Source organism: Methylovorus glucosotrophus (assembly GCF_009858335.1).
Lineage (GTDB): Bacteria > Pseudomonadota > Gammaproteobacteria > Burkholderiales > Methylophilaceae > Methylovorus > Methylovorus glucosotrophus.
On sequence record NZ_VMSE01000001.1, the window covers coordinates 481,028 to 496,615 of the forward strand.

Here is a 15,588-nt window from a genome sequence, read left to right on the forward strand (position 1 = left end):
AGGGGGTGTAAACATGGCAATGGACAGGTTTGAGGCAATGCAGGCCTTTACCCGCGTGGTGGAGCTGGCGAGTTTTACCAAGGCGGCTTTGTCGCTGAATCTCCCCAAAACCACGATTTCTGCCCAGGTGCAGGCACTTGAAAACCGGCTGGGGGTGAAATTGCTCAACCGCACCACACGGCATGTGAGTGTGACGACGGACGGCGCCGCCTATTACGAGCGGGCTGTGGCGCTATTAAATGAACTGGAAGAAACCGAGGCCGCTCTGCGACAGGCCACATCGCGGCCCAGTGGGCGGCTGCGGGTAGATGTGCCGGGCTCTATCGGGCGGCGCATCCTGATCCCGGCACTGGCGGACTTTACGGAAAAATACCCCGACATCATCCTTGAAATGGGCTGCAATGACCGCCCGGTGGATCTGCTGGAAGAAGGGGTGGATTGCGTGATTCGCGGTGGCGATCCGCTGGATCAATCGCTGGTAGCGCGGCGCGTTGCCTCATTGCGCTTTGTTACCTGTGCTACGCCGGGCTATCTGCGCAAACATGGCATCCCCATGCAGCCTCGCGATCTGGAGCGCCACACCGGCATCCATTATTTTTCATCCAAAACTGGCAAGGTGTACGAATTTGATTTTGAGCGCGACGGCGAGCGCTATGAAGTGTCCAGCCATCGGAAAATGATCTTCAACGATGGCGATGCCTGCCTGGCCGCCTGTCTGGCCGGGTTGGGCGTTTTTCAGGCGGCGACCTTCATGGTGCAGGAGCACATTGCCAGTGGCGAACTGCAAGTCGTGCTGGGGACTCATTTATCGGAAAATTTGCCCCTGTATGTGCTCTATCCGCAAAACCGCCACCTCTCATCCAAGGTGCGCGCGTTTATTGATTGGACCGCCGCCTTGTTCGAAACCAGCGACCTGGTGCAAACGCGCACCACCCTGCCCAGCGGAGCTTCCAGATAAAGCTTGCACGTTGTACTTGGCAAACGGCCCGGCCTTGTGTAATATGCGGGCCTTCGTGAGGAAACGGGTGCTTAGCTCAGTTGGTAGAGCGTCGCCCTTACAAGGCGAATGTCGGCGGTTCGACCCCGTCAGCACCCACCAAATCCTTAACGAATGGAGTGGTAGTTCAGTTGGTTAGAATACCGGCCTGTCACGCCGGGGGTCGCGGGTTCGAGCCCCGTCCACTCCGCCAATACCAAAAAGCCCGTTGATTCAGTTCAACGGGCTTTTTTCATGTCTGTCAGACGCTCACGCCGTATGGGCCAACATCACTTTTCCCGAACAATCTTGCCCGAGAGAACATAACGTTCTTTGCCATCAATAATGGTGGAGTACACCTTCATGTTTTTCAGGTCGATCACCTGAGTGACGTTGATGCCTGTCTTCTCGCGCCATGTGGCAAAGTAGATATTTTCATCCACCTTGATGCGCTCAGGTGTTTCCATTCCATGCGCGCCTTTTTCCGAGCCAGCGATGCATGTCCACGCCATGGACTTGGCATCGTTCACCGTCACCCGGTAAACATTGCCGCCTTCATATTGATAAAGGAACTGGCCCATATATGCTTCTGATGCCTGTACGTACAAAGGTGAGGATGCAAGTAACAAGCCGATGACAAATAATCGTATGTGTTTCATGTAAAGGGCCTTATGCCGGACGGAATATTGCGTATTATCCGCGAGTTGGTCTTGCTGGCTATCCCGGAATATCAGGCTCTACCAGCGTAGCGAGTTGCGCCAGCGATTGCTGCCAACCCAGATAGCAACTCTCGACTGGGATCGCCGCGGGAATGCCCGTTTGCTGGATGGCGATGTCGGTACCACAGGAGACTTCGGTCAGGGTGACGGTGACTTCCAGCGCGCCAGGCAGGTTGGGATCATCAAAGCGGTCGGTGTAGCGCAGTTTTGTATCAGGAATCAGCTCCAGGTATTCGCCACTGAAGGCATGTTGGTCTCCTGAGCTGAAGTTGGTGAAGGACATGCGGAAGGTGCCGCCGGTTTTGGCTTCCAGATGATGAACATTGCAAGTGAAGCCGTAAGGAGGCAGCCACTTCGCCAGGGCGTCTGCATTGAGAAAGGCTTGATATACCCGCTGCGGTGGCGCCTGAAATACACGATGCAAATTCACGGTACCGGTTGTCATGAGACATACTCCTTTCATTGCATGGATATAAAAGAACAGGCAGTTTAGCGCAGGCTGCACATGCGAGGAAATGCAGGTTTTTGCCGCGCTGCTGAGGCTGTGTTCATAAGGCCGGGTGTTAAGATAGGTTAATGTAAGCCGACTGTAAGTCGGCGGAAATACGCTTTTGGTTTATTTTGGCAAGGGGATCGTCATGCGGGTTTTGCTAGTGGAAGACGACGCCGTACTCGGTGATGCCATTCATCGCTCGCTGATCAAATCCGGCTATGCGGTGGACTGGACGCAGGACGGGCAGCAGGCGGATGTCGCGCTGCATGAGCAAGTCTACGATGCGGTGGTGCTGGATCTGGGTCTGCCGCGCATGGATGGCCTCGAGGTGTTGCGGCGCCTGCGTCAGCGCAAACAGCTGGTGCCGGTAGTGATACTCTCGGCGCGCGAGGGCCTGGATGACCGGGTGCACGGACTGGATCTGGGCGCGGATGATTACCTGATCAAGCCTTTCAAGCTGCCCGAGCTGGAAGCGCGGTTGCGGGCGCAGATACGTCGCAGTCATCAGGTGGTGACGTCGTATATAGATTTTGGCCCCATGCGCTTCGATAGTACTGACCGCACAGTTACGGTCAATGGTGCGCTGGTGGAGTTTTCGCAGCGGGAGTTGAGCGTGCTGGAAGCGCTGATCTTGCGCAGCGGGCGCGTGGTGAGCAAGGAGTCGCTGGTGGAAAATCTGTGCAACTGGGATGTCGACGTCGGCAACAATGCCATCGAGGTGTATGTCCACCGCCTGCGTAAAAAGCTGGAGCCCTACGGCATCCTGATCCGCACCGTGCGTGGTCTGGGTTATCTCCTGGAAAAGCAGTCGGCATGAAGTCGCGCTTTTCGGTACGCCGTCAGCTGCTCAAATGGTTGTTGGTGCCATTGCTGATATTGATTGCGGTGGATTCCACCATTCTTTATCGCATTTCGCTGCACTTCCTGCGCAAGGCGTTCGACCATGCGCTGTACGACACTGCCTATGATGTTTCGCAGATTATTACCCAGAATCGCCTGAATAACGCCCAGCTGGAGCTGAAGCCGGAAGTCCGCAGCATGCTGCTCTCCAGCCAGGATGACGAGATGTATTACAGCGTGTATGACCCGCAGGGCCGCTTTCTGGGCGGCGACAAGGCGCTGGCGTATCAGGCGCCGCAGAGCTGGCAGCGCAAAGTCATGTATTTTGTTGGCGGACATGTGGCTGGGCACGATGTGCGCGTGGTCTCGATGCCGGCGGTGATTCCGGGCGATCAGGGTGATGAGTCCGTACGCATACAGGTCGCCGAAACCCGTAACCGGCGCCAGCACCTGGCCAGCCAGATTCTGCTGGGCATCCTGATCCCGCAATTGCTGCTGTTACTGGTTGCCGTGGTGCTGATGTGGTTTGGCATTGGCCGCGGCTTGCGCCCGCTTTGGGATCTGCATGCGGCCCTCGCCCAGCGCACCCCGCGCGACCTCAGCCCGGTGCAGCTTACGCAGGTGCCAGAAGAAGTCAGCATGCTGGTCGAGTCCATCAATCAGCTCATGCAACAGGTACAACGCTTGCTGGAATCGCAAAACCGCTTTATTGCCGATGCCGCCCATCAGCTTCGCACACCGCTGGCGGGCGTGATGGCGCAGACGGAGCTCGCGCAATATGAAACCAATCCGGAGGCTTTGCAAAAAAGTCTGGCCAATATCGCCATGAGCACCGAGCGGCTGGTGCATATGGTCAATCAGCTGCTGATTCTGGCGCGTGCCGAGCCCGAGGTGATGCGTGCCATCCAGATGCATGTACTGGATCTGCGCGCCCTGGCACAGCATGTGACGGGCGACCTGATATCACTGGCCTTGCCCCGGAATATTGATCTGGGCTTTGAAAGCGAACTGACCCATGCCTGGGTGCTGGGGGATGCGACCAGCCTGGAAGAAATGCTCTCCAACCTGGTGGACAATGCCATCCGGTACAGCGATGAAGGTGGACGGGTCACGGTGAGTCTGACGCGGGATGACCAGGGTTTTGTGCTCAGCGTGGAAGACGATGGGCCGGGGATTCCGGAGGATGAGCGCGAAAAGGTATTCGAACGCTTTCACCGGGTGATAGGCACCGAGCAGCCAGGCAGTGGCCTGGGCTTGGCGATTGTGCTGGAAATTGCCCAGGTGCATGGGGCCACGATTCAGATGCAGGATGCGACGCCGGAAGGCGGCTTGCGTATCTCATTGCGCTTTGCGGATCGCAGCGCAGAGGCGCCGGTAGCGGCAAGCTGATACAGGCATCAGGTTAGCCCGGCAAGGCTGGTGCCGGGCATTGGCCTAGGGCAAGCAGGCGCTGGCTAAAAGTGCTCGAAGGTTTGCACCACATCCCGCTCAAACTCATCGGCGGGAACAGGCTTGCTGAACAGATACCCCTGATAGGCATCGCAGCCGTAATTATCCAGAAACTCGCGCTGGCTCAGCGTTTCCACGCCTTCCGCAATCACCTGCAGATTCAGGCTCTTGCCCAGCGCAATAATCGTGCGCGCAATTACGGCATCGTTGGGGTCAGTCAGCACATCGCGTACAAAAGACTGGTCAATCTTCAGCTGATCCAGTGGCAGCAGCTTGAGGTAGGACAGCGATGAGTAGCCGATGCCGAAGTCGTCAATCGAGAAGCCGACGCCGATGTTTTTAAGCTCGGTCATCTTGGCGATCACGTCTTCAATATTGTTCACCATCAGGCTTTCGGTCAGTTCCAGCTTGAGGCGTTTGGGGTTGGCGCCGGTGACATTCAGCACTTCCACAATCTGATCGACAAAATCCATCTGGCGCAGCTGTTTGGCGCTGACATTCACTGCAAGGGTCAGGCTGGAGGTGAGCGGTTGTTGTGCCCACAGTACCAGCTGCTTGCACGCGGCATACATGACCCAGTTGCCCACGCTCACAATCAGCCCGCTATCTTCTGCCAGCGGAATAAAGGTGCTGGGCGGGATCATGCCGCGCTTGGGATTGCGCCAGCGCAGTAGCGCTTCAGCGCCCAGCAGGCGGCCCTGGTTATCCACCTGGGGTTGATAGCACAAGAAGAACTCGTCATTGCGCAGGCCATTGCGCAAGTCTTCTTCCATCTCGACGCGGTCGGCAATCAGCGCCTGCATTTCCGGATCAAAAAAGCGGATGACATTGCGACCCGCCGCCTTGGACTGATACATCGCCAGATCAGCGCGCTTGAGGATTTCATCCACCGTGGTCGGCTGCTGGTCAAACAGGGTGACGCCTATGCTGGCGCTGGTGTGATGCTCATAGCCGCTGAACTGGAATGGGTGGGCAAAGCTGATCAGTATTTTTTCGCTGACTAGGCGCGCCTGGGCGGCGGCTTCCTGATGATTGCCGCTCAGCTCATGCAGCAGCACGACAAACTCGTCACCGCCAAAGCGCGCCACGGTATCGCTTTCGCGCAGGCAACCGGCAATGCGCATGGCTACCTGTTGCAGCAGCATGTCACCCAGGTCATGGCCCATGGTGTCGTTCAGGGTTTTGAAGTTGTCCAGGTCAATGAACAATACGGCGCCGGATTTGCTGGTACGTGCCGAATAGGCGAGGGTATGTTCCAGCCGGTCTATGAACAGCTGGCGATTGGGCAGGCTGGTCAGGGAATCATAAAACGCCAGATGCTGAATGCGGCTTTCTGCCACCTTCTGGGCACTGATGTCCTGAATCGCGCCCTCGAGGCGGGTGATGTTGCCATGCAGGTCATACACGGCCTGGCCAATGATGCGTATCCACAGCAGCTTGTCCTTGCAGGTGAGAATGGGCAGCTCTTCATCAAAACTGTCGCCCTTTTGCAGGCATTCTTCCAGCGCCTGCACAATCCGGCTGCGCCATTCTTCGGGATAAAACGCTAGCGCGCTATCCAGCGTCGGGGCAAACTCGGGTGGACACTCGTGTATGTCGAGCACCTCTTCAGACCAGTACAGGGTTTTTTCTGGCAGGCTCAGCACCCAGCTGCCCACGCGCGCCATGCGGCTGGATATTTTGAGATAGGCTTCAGTTTGCTCGCGTCTGGCAATTTCGGCATGCAAGGCCTCGGTGCGCATGCGTACCTGGCGCCGCATCTGCACGTTCCACAAAATCACCAGCATCACGCAGAGCAAGGTGGCGGCTACGCCAAAGGCAATCCACCGCGTATTGAGCGTATTGGGGGTGGTGGCGTAGTGATAGATGAACTTGCGAGGCTCGTAGCTATCCGGAGCCAGTTTCAATCGCACCAGCAATTGGGCGATATGGCTCCAGCGATCGGTATTCATGTGGCCCATGTCCACGATATCCGGCATCACCAGCGGGCGCATGCTCTTGGCCTCGGCCAGCAGCGATTCCTGGGTGGCACCACTTTGTTTGACGCCCGGCAGTTGCAGGATGAGGTTGGCGATTTCTTCCGGGTTGTCGAAGGCATAACGCCAACCCCTGAGCGTGGCTTTCAGGAACGCATCTGCACGCTCCGGGTGCGTCTCGATTTCCCTGCGTGAGGTGAAGAGGGTATCGCCGTAAAAATCCACGTCGTAATCAATGGTGCTGATGATGGCCGGCTCGACGCCACGAGCGCGCAAACGGTAGGGCTCATTGGTGGCATATGCCGCCATGGCATCCACCTTGCGATTGATCAGGTCATCCAGCTGCCCGGTGTGGGTGACGAAGCGCACGCTGGTGGGGTCCAGCCCGGCTTTCAGCATCATGGCATCAAACTGCACGGCACTGAGGTCATGTTTCATCATGACCGATTTGCCCATGAGGTCGGCCAGGCGGTGAATATTGCTGTCTTCACGGCTGATGATGATAAACGGCGAATGCTGGAAGATGGCGGCCATGGCGACCACGGGCTTGCCATGCATGTGGGCCATTAGCACATCGGCATCGCTGATGCCGTATTGCACGGAGCCGTTCAGTACGGCATCAAGGGCTGGTTTGCCGGGGCCGCCTTCGATGATATTCACATCCAGCCCGGCGTCTTTGTAAAACCCCTTGGCCTGGGCGGCGTAATAGCCTGCGAACTGGAACTGATGATGCCATTTGAGCTGCAGGTTGACTTTGGAGGCCTCTGCAAAGGCAGGCGGCGTAAAAAGGCAGATTAGCACTACCAGTTTTGTGCACCAGAAGAGCCTTGTAGTTATATCCAACGCTGACGTTCGGAATTTCATTGGCGCGGCAAAACCCATCGATTTGTCATGATTACTCTGGACGCGAACAGGGCAACTAAGCCAGACCGATATTCGCGCATACTAATCGCGAATATATAGAATTAATGCGAAGAATTAAAGTGTTTTCATTGGCTTGTTTAAGGTTTTACATCTAAAAGCTTAGATTTCTTATTCGTACTTCTTTGGTAGTACGCCTTCAAGAGAATTTTGGTCCCCAGGTGATTTGGCTATCGTGATGCCAAGTTCAACACCGCATCAAATTTAAAAGGGGACATCCACATGGCAAGAAATTCCATCCTGAATGAACGGCATCGCGCACTCGGCTCCAAGCTCGATGGCGACACCTGGAACGACATGCCGATTCCGTGGAGCTATAACACCAGCGTGCATGACGAAGTGGTGGCGGTGCGCAGCAAGGCAGGTTTGTATGATGTATCGGCACTGAATATCGTCAAGGTCAGCGGTCCGGATGCCGAAGCCGTGATCGACCAGCTGGTGGCCCGCGATATCACCAAACTGGAGCCCGGCTGTTCCTTGCTGGCCGCCGAGGTCGATGAAACTGGCGCCTTGTGCGATGACATCATGGTCATCCGCGATTCCGCTACGGATTTCCGTCTCTCGCATGGCAGTGGCAAAACGCCGGAACAACTGAAGCTGTTATCCGCAGGTAAAAACGTCAAGGTGGAGCCTGATCTGGATGTGCATATTCTCTCCCTGCAGGGCCCGTTGTCGCTGGACATCCTGGCACCGCATCTGAGCTTTGATCTGGCAGGGCTGCCTTACTTCCGCCATGTGCCAACCGTGCTGTTTGGCAAAAATATCGTGATTGCCCGCGGTGGCTACTCTGGGGAGCGTGGCTACGAGGTTTACTGTACCGCCGCCGATGCCGTTTTCCTGTGGGACAAGATTCTGGAAGTCGGCGCGCCTTTCGGTGCCATTCCCACCTCATGGAATTCGCTGGAGCTGACCCGTATTGAAGCTGCCCTGCTGTTCTTCCCGTTTGAAATGCCCGAAGGCGATACCACGCCATGGGAGGTCAATATGGGCTGGGGCGTGGACCTCGACAAGAAGGGCGATTACATCGGCAAGGCGGCCGTCCTCAAGCTCAAGGGCCGCGAGCGCGTGCGCCATGTTGGCCTCATCTGCCGCAGCGCATCGGCGATGGAAGCCGGCGCCAAGCTGTTCAAGGATGGCAAGGAAATCGGCGTCATCACCAGCGCCAGTTACAGCCGCTACCTCATGCTCTCGCTGGCGATGGCACATGTGAAGCCCGAGCTCTCGGCCATCGGCACTACGCTGGAAGTGCACAACAGCAGCGGCGTCAGCAAGGCCTATATCGCGCCTACGCCGTTTTACGACCCCTTGCGTTTGCGCACGCATCCCGAAGGCGTCTGAGTCAGCAGCTAACTCAGCAGGATCAGGTTCAGCAGTTTAAGAGGACATTCAAGATGGAACGCGGTTACTGGATACGCAGCAAGCCGGTCTACACGGCGCTGCTCTGGAACGATAAAGCCACGGCGCACGCCGTGCTGGCAGCGGGCGACGGCGGGCTGGCTGTGCTCAAGCTCTTTCAACAGGCTTTGCCTGAGCAGCCGATCACGGTGTTTTACAGCCCGGCGGGTGCCGACAAGGATTACCTGCCTGCCTTGCAGGCCGCAGTGGATGCGGATCTGCGGGTGTTTGAGACGACAGCCGAGCTGCTGGCTGCCTGGGCAGATTATCTTGCCACCGCCCGCATGGGCCTGCGCATTTACACCGCAGGCACTGAGAAATTCATGTGGGATGTGACGGATGCCGCCGCCGACTTCGGCATTCTCAATCAGGACGTCATGAAAGAGCTGACCGGCTCACTGGCGCGCTCGGTGTATTGCGTGCATTGCAAGTCGCTCACGCATGAGGTCACCAGCAACATCGCCACCTGCTCCGGCTGCGGCCGCAAGCTGTTTGTGCGCGACCACTTTTCGCGGCGCATGGGCGCCTATATGGGGCTGATGGTGGATGCCGAAAACCCCGGCGAAGTGCCCCAGATCGAGGAGATTTATCCATGAGTCAGTTACAGGTCAAAGTGGCGTCCATTCAGGACGTCAGCGCTGGCGTGCGTCACTTCACGCTGGTGGATGCCCATGGCGGCGAACTGCCAGCCTTTTCTGGCGGCAGCCATATTGTGGTCACCATGCCGGCGCCCGGCCGCACCTATCGCAATGCCTATTCGCTGCTGAGTTCGCCGGAAGACCGCGCGCATTACGAAATTGCCGTGCATCGCCAGCCACAGTCGCGTGGTGGCTCCATCTATATGCACGAAGAAGTGAAGGTCGGCAGCGTGCTCGACATCAGCTATCCGGTCAATCTGTTTGCCTTGTCGCGCGTAGCCAAGCATCACCTGCTGATAGCCGGGGGCATTGGCATCACGCCCTTCATGGCGCAGATTCATGATCTGGAGCGTCTGGGCGGCGATTACAGCCTGCACTATGGTTTTCGCTCGCGCGAGCATGCCGCGTTTGCCGATGCTCTCAAGGGGCGCGTCAGCCAGCGCGCGGTGTGCTATGACGAAAGCCTGGGCCAGCGCATGGATTTTGACGCCCTGTTGCGCGCCCAGCCGCTGGGTACCCATGTGTATGCCTGCGGCCCGCAAGGCATGGTCGAAGCGCTGGTGTCGACTGCCCGTGCACTCGGCTGGCCCGAGCACCACATTCATAGCGAACAGTTCCTCGCTCCGCCGGTGGGCGAGCCCTTCACGCTCAAACTCAGCAAGTCCGAGCTGGAAATTACCGTGCAGGGCGACATGAGCATGCTGGAGGCCCTGGAGGCCGCTGGTGTGGATGCACCTTCGCTATGCCGCGGTGGCGCCTGTGGCCGCTGCGAGCTGGAAGTGCTGGGCACCGACGGTGAACTGCAACATCACGATCACTACCTGAGCGACGCCGACAAGGCTAGCGGCCGCAAGATCATGCCCTGTGTGTCACGGGCCAAATGCGGTTATCTGGAACTCAACCTTTGAGGAATGCTCCCATGAGCCTCGCTTTCAAGCAGGAAACCTTTCGCGACGACTATACCTTCCGCAATTCGCCGGAAGCCATACGCCGTTTTCCCTTCCCGTTTCCCGAAGACCAGTATATGTATTCGGTCAACATCGAGCCGCACACGCCCGGCCCCAAGGGCGCGGTGACCGAATTCACGCTGGATGTGGACGAGCACTACGTGGCCGAGTGCCGCGACAAGGCGATTACCCTGGAGCAGGATCCCGGCCGCTGTGCCTCCCTGCCACACATGATGGATGCCGAGTGGGATTTTCTGGAATTCACCATGGAAAGCCTGGCGCGCGATTATCCCGAGCAATTCAGCCTGAGCAAAAACGGCAAGGCCTGGACCTGGGTCAATCGTCCGCTGGGGCTGGAACAATCCTTTGTATTTGGCGATGTCGCCACTCTGCCCATGGGCCCGTTTGAATACATGGGCCGCCAGGTGCAGGGCGACTTTGTGCTGCTGGATCAGCGTGAAGACACGCTGTTTGCCGATGCGGGCATTGTCACCAGCCAGGCGGACTGGTCGCTGGCATTCAATGTCGGCATGTCGTGGCATGAGTGGCATGGCCCGGTGCCGCAAGTCACCAAGCTGGGCGTGATGGACCGTGCGCTGAAATTCCTGATGAGCCTGCAGCAGGCCAATCCGGTACGCCGCCTCAACTGGACCATGACCATCAATCCGCGCCTGGATACTTCGCCGGAAAACTACCCGCTGTGGGGCGGCGACCGCAACAAGGTCACCGAACAGAATGCAGGCGAACTCGCACATTTGCGTGTGGAGCTGCAAACCCTGTTCCGCATGCCACGTAGCAATGCGATTGTCTTCAGCATCCGCTGTTACCTGATCAGCATGCAGGAAATGGCGACCTACCCACGCTGGGCCAAGCGCTTTCACCGTGTGCTGCGCGATCTTCACCCCGACCTGGTGGAGTACAAGGGCATCACCAAATACCAGCAGGCCGTGGTGGCCTGGCTTTCCAGATTCGACGACGGCGCCGATATCGGCACTGGCACCCAGCCTGAATAAGGCTTAAGCCATGGCACCGTGGTTACCGGGCAATTCCATTTGCATCTATCTTTATCATAAGGGGAACGTAATGAACCATGTAAAGCGTCTGAGTGTGGCCGGTCTTGTGGCCTGCAGTCTTTTCAACCTGCCGGCGTTTGCTGCGGATGAAGCCGCCGCCGAAGCCTCACCCCACACCCTGACCACCAATATCGGTTTCTTCGGTCAGTATGTGTTTCGTGGCATCACCTACACCAACGAGCGCCCTGCCGTGCAAGGCGGTTTTGACTATGCCCATTCCAGCGGTCTTTACCTGGGCGTATGGGGCACCAATGTCGACAAGAATGCGCTCTACGGCAATACGCTCGAAGTCGATATCTACGGCGGCTATCTGCACCAGTTCACGCCTGACCTCAGCCTGAATGTCGGTTTCCTGCAGTTCTACTATCCTGACAATGAAAAGATTGCAGGGCAGTCTGCCAACACCACCGAGCTGAACGGCGCGCTGGGCTACAAGTGGTTCACCCTCAAGTACTCGCGTGCCGTGACCGATTTCTTTGGCTACAACACCAAGTCCATCGGCGGCACGCTGGGCCATGGCGATACCAAGGGTACGGATTACATTGAGCTGAATTTCAACTACAAGCTGCCCGTGCAGGATATTAATCTGGTGGCGCACGCCGGTCATCAGCGCGTGGAAAACTACGGTGACCTGAGCTACAGCGATTACCTGATTGGCCTCAACAAGGACTTCTCAGTTGGCAAGAGTGAAGGCTGGAATGCCGGCTTCAACTACACCGGTACCAATGCCGATGGCGATCTGTGGGTAGATGCCAAAGGCCGTAAGACGGGTGATGATCACCTGGTGCTGTTTATCAAGCGCACGTTCTAATCTGTTTGGACTGAGATTGGATGGCTAGAAAGAGGGCGTTGCAAAACGCCCTCTTTTATTGGCCGCCGGGAATAGGCTGGGACTGGATCAGCTGCTGAATATCGGCAATCAGGCCTGTGGGTGCATCGTCATCGCTGATGTGGGCAATAAAGCCTTCCAGCGCCAGCAACTCGCCCGCACTGGAGTAGACGCCCTTGCCCTGTTCCCACACCCATTTGATGTGGCCTGCGCGGGTGATGATGCGATACACCAGCTGGAATTTATCCTGCATGGCGATTTTTTCCTGCACATGCTGCCAGGCTGTTTCGCGGTCTTCCGGGTGAATGATTTCCACATAGGAGAAGCTGAGGTTGTTGATCATCTCGTGCGCTTCGTAACCCGTGACTTCGGCGCAGCCATCGCTGACGAATTCAAAGCTCCAGTTTCTGTCGTTCTTGCAGCGATAGATCATGCAGGGCGCATTGTTGATCAGCATGCTGAGCGAGCGGCGGTTGGTGCGCAGGCTGGCTTCGGCCTGCTTGCTATGGCTGATGTCGGTGAGCGTGCCGACGACACTGGAACGCTCGCCCTTGACCGAGGAAGTGTTGCGCGCGCGCAGCTCTACCCAGTGCGAATCGCCGTTTTTGCTGATGACGCGCGCTTCCAGCAGGCAGCGGCTGCGCTTGCCCTGAATCAGCGAATGCAGTCGGGCTTCCACCAGCGGTTTGTCTTCGGGGTGGATAAAGCTCAGCAGCGGTTTTTGCAGGCAATCCTCCACGTTGAAATCGAGCAGGCCCTGCCATGAGGGATTGAGGAAAAGAATGTTCTGCGCAGTGTCGACCTGGAACACGACTTGCTCGATCTGGTTGACCAGCAGATGATAAGGAAACTGCTCGCGAAAGCTGGCGCCCGGGGTGTCATGTGCGGACACGGCTGAAAACTGCAGCAACAGCTGCTCGTTATCCGGTGCTTCGCTGATGGGCGAGGCCGAGATGTGTACCGGCAGTATCGAGCCATCAAGGCATAACAGGCGTAGCCGTTGCGTGGATTTTTTATCATGCTCGGGCGATGCCAGCAGGGCCGCCAGGGTCTGGTGATCGCCGGGGTGGATGACATTGGTCAGCGGCATGCCCAGAATCTGGTCCGAGATGCCCTGCATGCCCAGCTCGGCAAGAAAGGCATTGTTGGCAAAGATGACGGTGTAACCTTCAATCACGGCAGCCGGTGTGGCCAGCAATGAAGAGACATTGATGCCCCAGGCACGGCGGTCAAAGCCCGGGGTGGTATTGCGCAGGAGCGGGCGGTGGCGTAACAGCGGGTATACCGCCAGCATCAGGAGCGCCGAAAAGGCGGTGGTGGCAATGATCACCATGCCCGCCAGGTGCATTTTGAAGGGTGCGGTGCCCGCCCACCAGGTGTTGAACACGAAGAGAAAGATGATACTGAGGATCAGGGTGCTGAATACGTATATGCTCATGCTTGTGTCCTGTGATCTTTGGGGGTTAGGGGAGCCCTTGTCCTGATATGCGCTGGTTGAAAAATCTTTACCAGTTGGCCGGTATCAAGGCCTTGCTGCGTCATACGCTTTACCTGCGACTGGTGGTGCTGCTGTTTTGCGTGCTGCTGCTCATCATCATGATGCAGGTGGGCTCCCTTTTTCTGCTGGATTACATTCCCGGCAATCAGTCTGCCATGCGCCAGCTCTACGCGCAAAAATTCCATTGGCAGGCACTGCGGGCGGAGGTGACGGCGCGTCCGACAGGCAGCCGGCTGCCCGCGCATGGGCTGAATCCGGATGCCGGTGTCATTGAATTTTCGTGGTTCAGGCAGCAACTGGGCTCGCGCCTGCCACCCGTCATTTCGCGGCTGGAAGCCGACACCGCCAATCTCGTCGCCCACTACCCGCAACCGGAACATAGCGCGGGCTGGCTGCAGGCGGTCGACCAGGTGTTGCGCGATTACGATAGCGTGGCCGAGGAGTTGCAGCGCGATGTGGAGGTCAAGCAATCCGTCATCGGGCTGTTGCAGCTGGTGAGTGGTTTGCTGCTGGTGAGCTGCCTGTTTGCGCTGGCGCTTAAAGCCAAGCATCTGTTGATTGACCGTATCGGCCACCTGACGCGATTGCTGCCCGAGGAATTTCAGCTGGAAGATGACCAGCCTTATGCCGATGAATTTGCCCGGCTGGAGCAGACCATTTACCGCATCGCAGCCCGTCTGGAAGGCTTCCGCGCCGAGAGCGAGTGGTTCAACCAGACCCGCAGTGAGCGCTTGCGGCGCGTGTTGCGTGCGCAGGGGTTTTTGCACCAGCTGGTGGGCATGATCAACACGCCCGACCTCAGCGAGGCACTGTTGCGCAAGGTGCTGTACATGCTGGAAAGCGCACTGGATGTGCAGAATGTTGCCCTGCTGTTTGCTGAAAAATCGGGCGGGGAGACAGTAGAGCGCACACTGTTTTCGCAGCATCTGCCACGCGCCATACCTCCCGGCCTGCTTGCCGAGCTGAGTACCAGCCAGGCTGCCAGTTATCAGCTGCCAGCCAGCGACGGGCAGGAAGGCGCGAGTGGCGTGGTGGCCGCCTTTACCAGCCCATGGGAAACGCTGGGCATGCTGACGGTAGAAGCCGAGGCTACCCATGTGTTTGATGAAACCGACATCGAGCTGGTGGAAATGACCGCGCAATTGCTGTCCATGGTGATGGGCACGCAGAACCGCGAGCAGGAAGGCCGTCGTGCTGCGCTGCTGGATGAACGCGCCGCCATTGCCCGCGAGCTGCATGATTCGCTGGCACAGTCGCTGTCGTTCATGAAAATCCAGATTTTCCGTCTGCAAAGTCATCCGCAGACCCAGCATGCCGACTTGCGCGGCATCGTGAACGAGTTGCGCCAGGGGCTGGATAATGCCTACCGCGAGTTGCGCGAGTTGCTGTCGACTTTCCGCGTGCACATGGATGTGCGCGGGCTGCGCTTCGCCATTCAGTCGGCGATTGATGAATTCATGCAGCGCTCCAATCTCTCGATTGCGCTGGATAACCGGCTGGTGAATTGCCGCCTGACGGTGAATGAGGAATTCCATATCCTGCATGTGATCCGCGAGGCGCTGTCGAATATCGTGCGTCACTCCGGCGCCAGCACGGTGACGGTGGCGCTGGTGTATCAGAGCAATGGCTCGGTCATCGTCACCATTGATGATGACGGCATCGGTTATGCCAGCAAGCCCGGCGAGCCTGGGCATTACGGCCACAGCATCATGCAGGAGCGTGCTTACAGCCTGGGAGGCGAGCTGGCAGTTTTGCGTCGCCGCACTGGCGGCACGCGGGTAAGATTGGTATTTACGCCGCAATTGGCACAATGACAGGAGAGTACGACCTTGAG

The 15,588-nt window shown here is 57.7% G+C and carries 13 protein-coding genes and 2 tRNA genes; 11 read left to right on the top strand and 4 right to left on the bottom strand.

The window, feature by feature from the left end:
- The first annotated feature begins 13 nt into the window (after window positions 1-13).
- From FNL37_RS02155 to FNL37_RS02165, 3 genes are all read left to right on the top strand, one after another.
- Window positions 14-958: a LysR family transcriptional regulator gene (locus FNL37_RS02155; protein WP_244948181.1), complete on the top strand. Its 945-nt coding sequence runs from the start codon at window positions 14-16 to the stop codon at window positions 956-958.
- A gap of 65 nt (window positions 959-1,023) precedes the next feature.
- Window positions 1,024-1,099 (top strand) — tRNA-Val (locus FNL37_RS02160).
- 14 nt (window positions 1,100-1,113) lie between these two features.
- Window positions 1,114-1,190, top strand: a tRNA-Asp gene (locus tag FNL37_RS02165).
- A gap of 76 nt (window positions 1,191-1,266) precedes the next feature.
- Here FNL37_RS02165 and FNL37_RS02170 read toward each other — a convergent pair.
- Complete coding sequence (locus FNL37_RS02170) at window positions 1,267-1,635, bottom strand: MoaF-related domain-containing protein (protein WP_159354977.1); 369 nt, start codon at window positions 1,633-1,635, stop codon at window positions 1,267-1,269.
- Window positions 1,636-1,693: 58 nt separating this feature from the next.
- Window positions 1,694-2,140, bottom strand: coding sequence for an SRPBCC family protein (locus FNL37_RS02175; protein WP_159354978.1), 447 nt, complete (start codon window positions 2,138-2,140; stop codon window positions 1,694-1,696).
- 193 nt (window positions 2,141-2,333) lie between these two features.
- On the opposite strand from FNL37_RS02175, the gene FNL37_RS02180 reads away from it, so the two are divergent.
- Together FNL37_RS02180 and FNL37_RS02185 are read left to right on the top strand one after the other, a co-directional pair.
- A complete protein-coding gene (locus FNL37_RS02180; protein ID WP_159354979.1) occupies window positions 2,334-3,005 on the top strand; it encodes a response regulator transcription factor in 672 nt (223 codons plus the stop codon).
- On the top strand, window positions 3,002-4,417 hold the full coding sequence (locus FNL37_RS02185; RefSeq protein WP_013443182.1) for a sensor histidine kinase: 1,416 nt from the start codon (window positions 3,002-3,004) through the stop codon (window positions 4,415-4,417). The genes FNL37_RS02180 and FNL37_RS02185 overlap by 4 nt, the downstream gene beginning before the upstream one ends.
- 65 nt (window positions 4,418-4,482) lie before the next feature.
- Here the strand turns inward: FNL37_RS02185 and FNL37_RS02190 are convergent, their stop codons facing one another.
- Window positions 4,483-7,254, bottom strand: coding sequence for an EAL domain-containing protein (locus FNL37_RS02190; protein WP_244948182.1), 2,772 nt, complete (start codon window positions 7,252-7,254; stop codon window positions 4,483-4,485).
- Between the two features lie 342 nt (window positions 7,255-7,596).
- Here FNL37_RS02190 and FNL37_RS02195 point away from each other — a divergent pair, with 342 nt between their 5' ends.
- From FNL37_RS02195 to FNL37_RS02215, 5 genes are all read left to right on the top strand, one after another.
- Window positions 7,597-8,712 (top strand): aminomethyl transferase family protein, encoded by a 1,116-nt coding sequence (locus tag FNL37_RS02195; protein WP_159354981.1) that lies wholly within the window; start codon window positions 7,597-7,599, stop codon window positions 8,710-8,712.
- Between the two features lie 53 nt (window positions 8,713-8,765).
- The gene (locus FNL37_RS02200; protein ID WP_159354982.1) at window positions 8,766-9,365 is read left to right on the top strand and encodes a dimethylamine monooxygenase subunit DmmA family protein; all 600 of its coding nucleotides are present in this window, start codon (window positions 8,766-8,768) and stop codon (window positions 9,363-9,365) included.
- Window positions 9,362-10,315: a PDR/VanB family oxidoreductase gene (locus tag FNL37_RS02205; protein ID WP_015830968.1), complete on the top strand. Its 954-nt coding sequence runs from the start codon at window positions 9,362-9,364 to the stop codon at window positions 10,313-10,315. The genes FNL37_RS02200 and FNL37_RS02205 overlap by 4 nt, the downstream gene beginning before the upstream one ends.
- Window positions 10,316-10,326: 11 nt before the next feature.
- On the top strand, window positions 10,327-11,367 hold the full coding sequence (locus FNL37_RS02210) for a heme-dependent oxidative N-demethylase family protein (RefSeq protein WP_159354983.1): 1,041 nt from the start codon (window positions 10,327-10,329) through the stop codon (window positions 11,365-11,367).
- Between the two features lie 70 nt (window positions 11,368-11,437).
- On the top strand, window positions 11,438-12,238 hold the full coding sequence (locus FNL37_RS02215; RefSeq protein WP_013443176.1) for a TorF family putative porin: 801 nt from the start codon (window positions 11,438-11,440) through the stop codon (window positions 12,236-12,238).
- A 55-nt stretch (window positions 12,239-12,293) separates the two neighbouring features.
- Here FNL37_RS02215 and FNL37_RS02220 read toward each other — a convergent pair whose 3' ends face one another.
- Window positions 12,294-13,694 carry a PAS domain-containing protein gene (locus FNL37_RS02220; RefSeq protein WP_015830965.1) on the bottom strand — a complete coding sequence of 467 codons (1,401 nt, stop codon included), beginning with the start codon at window positions 13,692-13,694 and terminating at the stop codon, window positions 12,294-12,296.
- A gap of 47 nt (window positions 13,695-13,741) precedes the next feature.
- On the opposite strand from FNL37_RS02220, the gene FNL37_RS02225 reads away from it, so the two are divergent.
- Window positions 13,742-15,568, top strand: coding sequence for a histidine kinase (locus FNL37_RS02225; RefSeq protein ID WP_159354984.1), 1,827 nt, complete (start codon window positions 13,742-13,744; stop codon window positions 15,566-15,568).
- Window positions 15,569-15,588 lie beyond the last annotated feature (20 nt).

Excerpts from the sequence above, each read along its gene's own strand:
- FNL37_RS02200 (WP_159354982.1), top strand. The coding sequence starts at position 8,766 with ATGGAACGCGGTTACTGGATACGCAGCAAGCCGGTCTACACGGCGCTG.
- FNL37_RS02215 (WP_013443176.1), top strand. The coding sequence starts at position 11,438 with ATGAACCATGTAAAGCGTCTGAGTGTGGCCGGTCTTGTGGCCTGCAGT.
- FNL37_RS02175 (WP_159354978.1), bottom strand. The coding sequence starts at position 2,140 with ATGACAACCGGTACCGTGAATTTGCATCGTGTATTTCAGGCGCCACCG.
- FNL37_RS02225 (WP_159354984.1), top strand. The coding sequence starts at position 13,742 with ATGCGCTGGTTGAAAAATCTTTACCAGTTGGCCGGTATCAAGGCCTTG.
- FNL37_RS02185 (WP_013443182.1), top strand. The coding sequence starts at position 3,002 with ATGAAGTCGCGCTTTTCGGTACGCCGTCAGCTGCTCAAATGGTTGTTG.
- FNL37_RS02155 (WP_244948181.1), top strand. The coding sequence starts at position 14 with ATGGCAATGGACAGGTTTGAGGCAATGCAGGCCTTTACCCGCGTGGTG.
- FNL37_RS02195 (WP_159354981.1), top strand. The coding sequence starts at position 7,597 with ATGGCAAGAAATTCCATCCTGAATGAACGGCATCGCGCACTCGGCTCC.
- FNL37_RS02180 (WP_159354979.1), top strand. The coding sequence starts at position 2,334 with ATGCGGGTTTTGCTAGTGGAAGACGACGCCGTACTCGGTGATGCCATT.
- FNL37_RS02210 (WP_159354983.1), top strand. The coding sequence starts at position 10,327 with ATGAGCCTCGCTTTCAAGCAGGAAACCTTTCGCGACGACTATACCTTC.
- FNL37_RS02205 (WP_015830968.1), top strand. The coding sequence starts at position 9,362 with ATGAGTCAGTTACAGGTCAAAGTGGCGTCCATTCAGGACGTCAGCGCT.
- FNL37_RS02170 (WP_159354977.1), bottom strand. The coding sequence starts at position 1,635 with ATGAAACACATACGATTATTTGTCATCGGCTTGTTACTTGCATCCTCA.
- FNL37_RS02220 (WP_015830965.1), bottom strand. The coding sequence starts at position 13,694 with ATGAGCATATACGTATTCAGCACCCTGATCCTCAGTATCATCTTTCTC.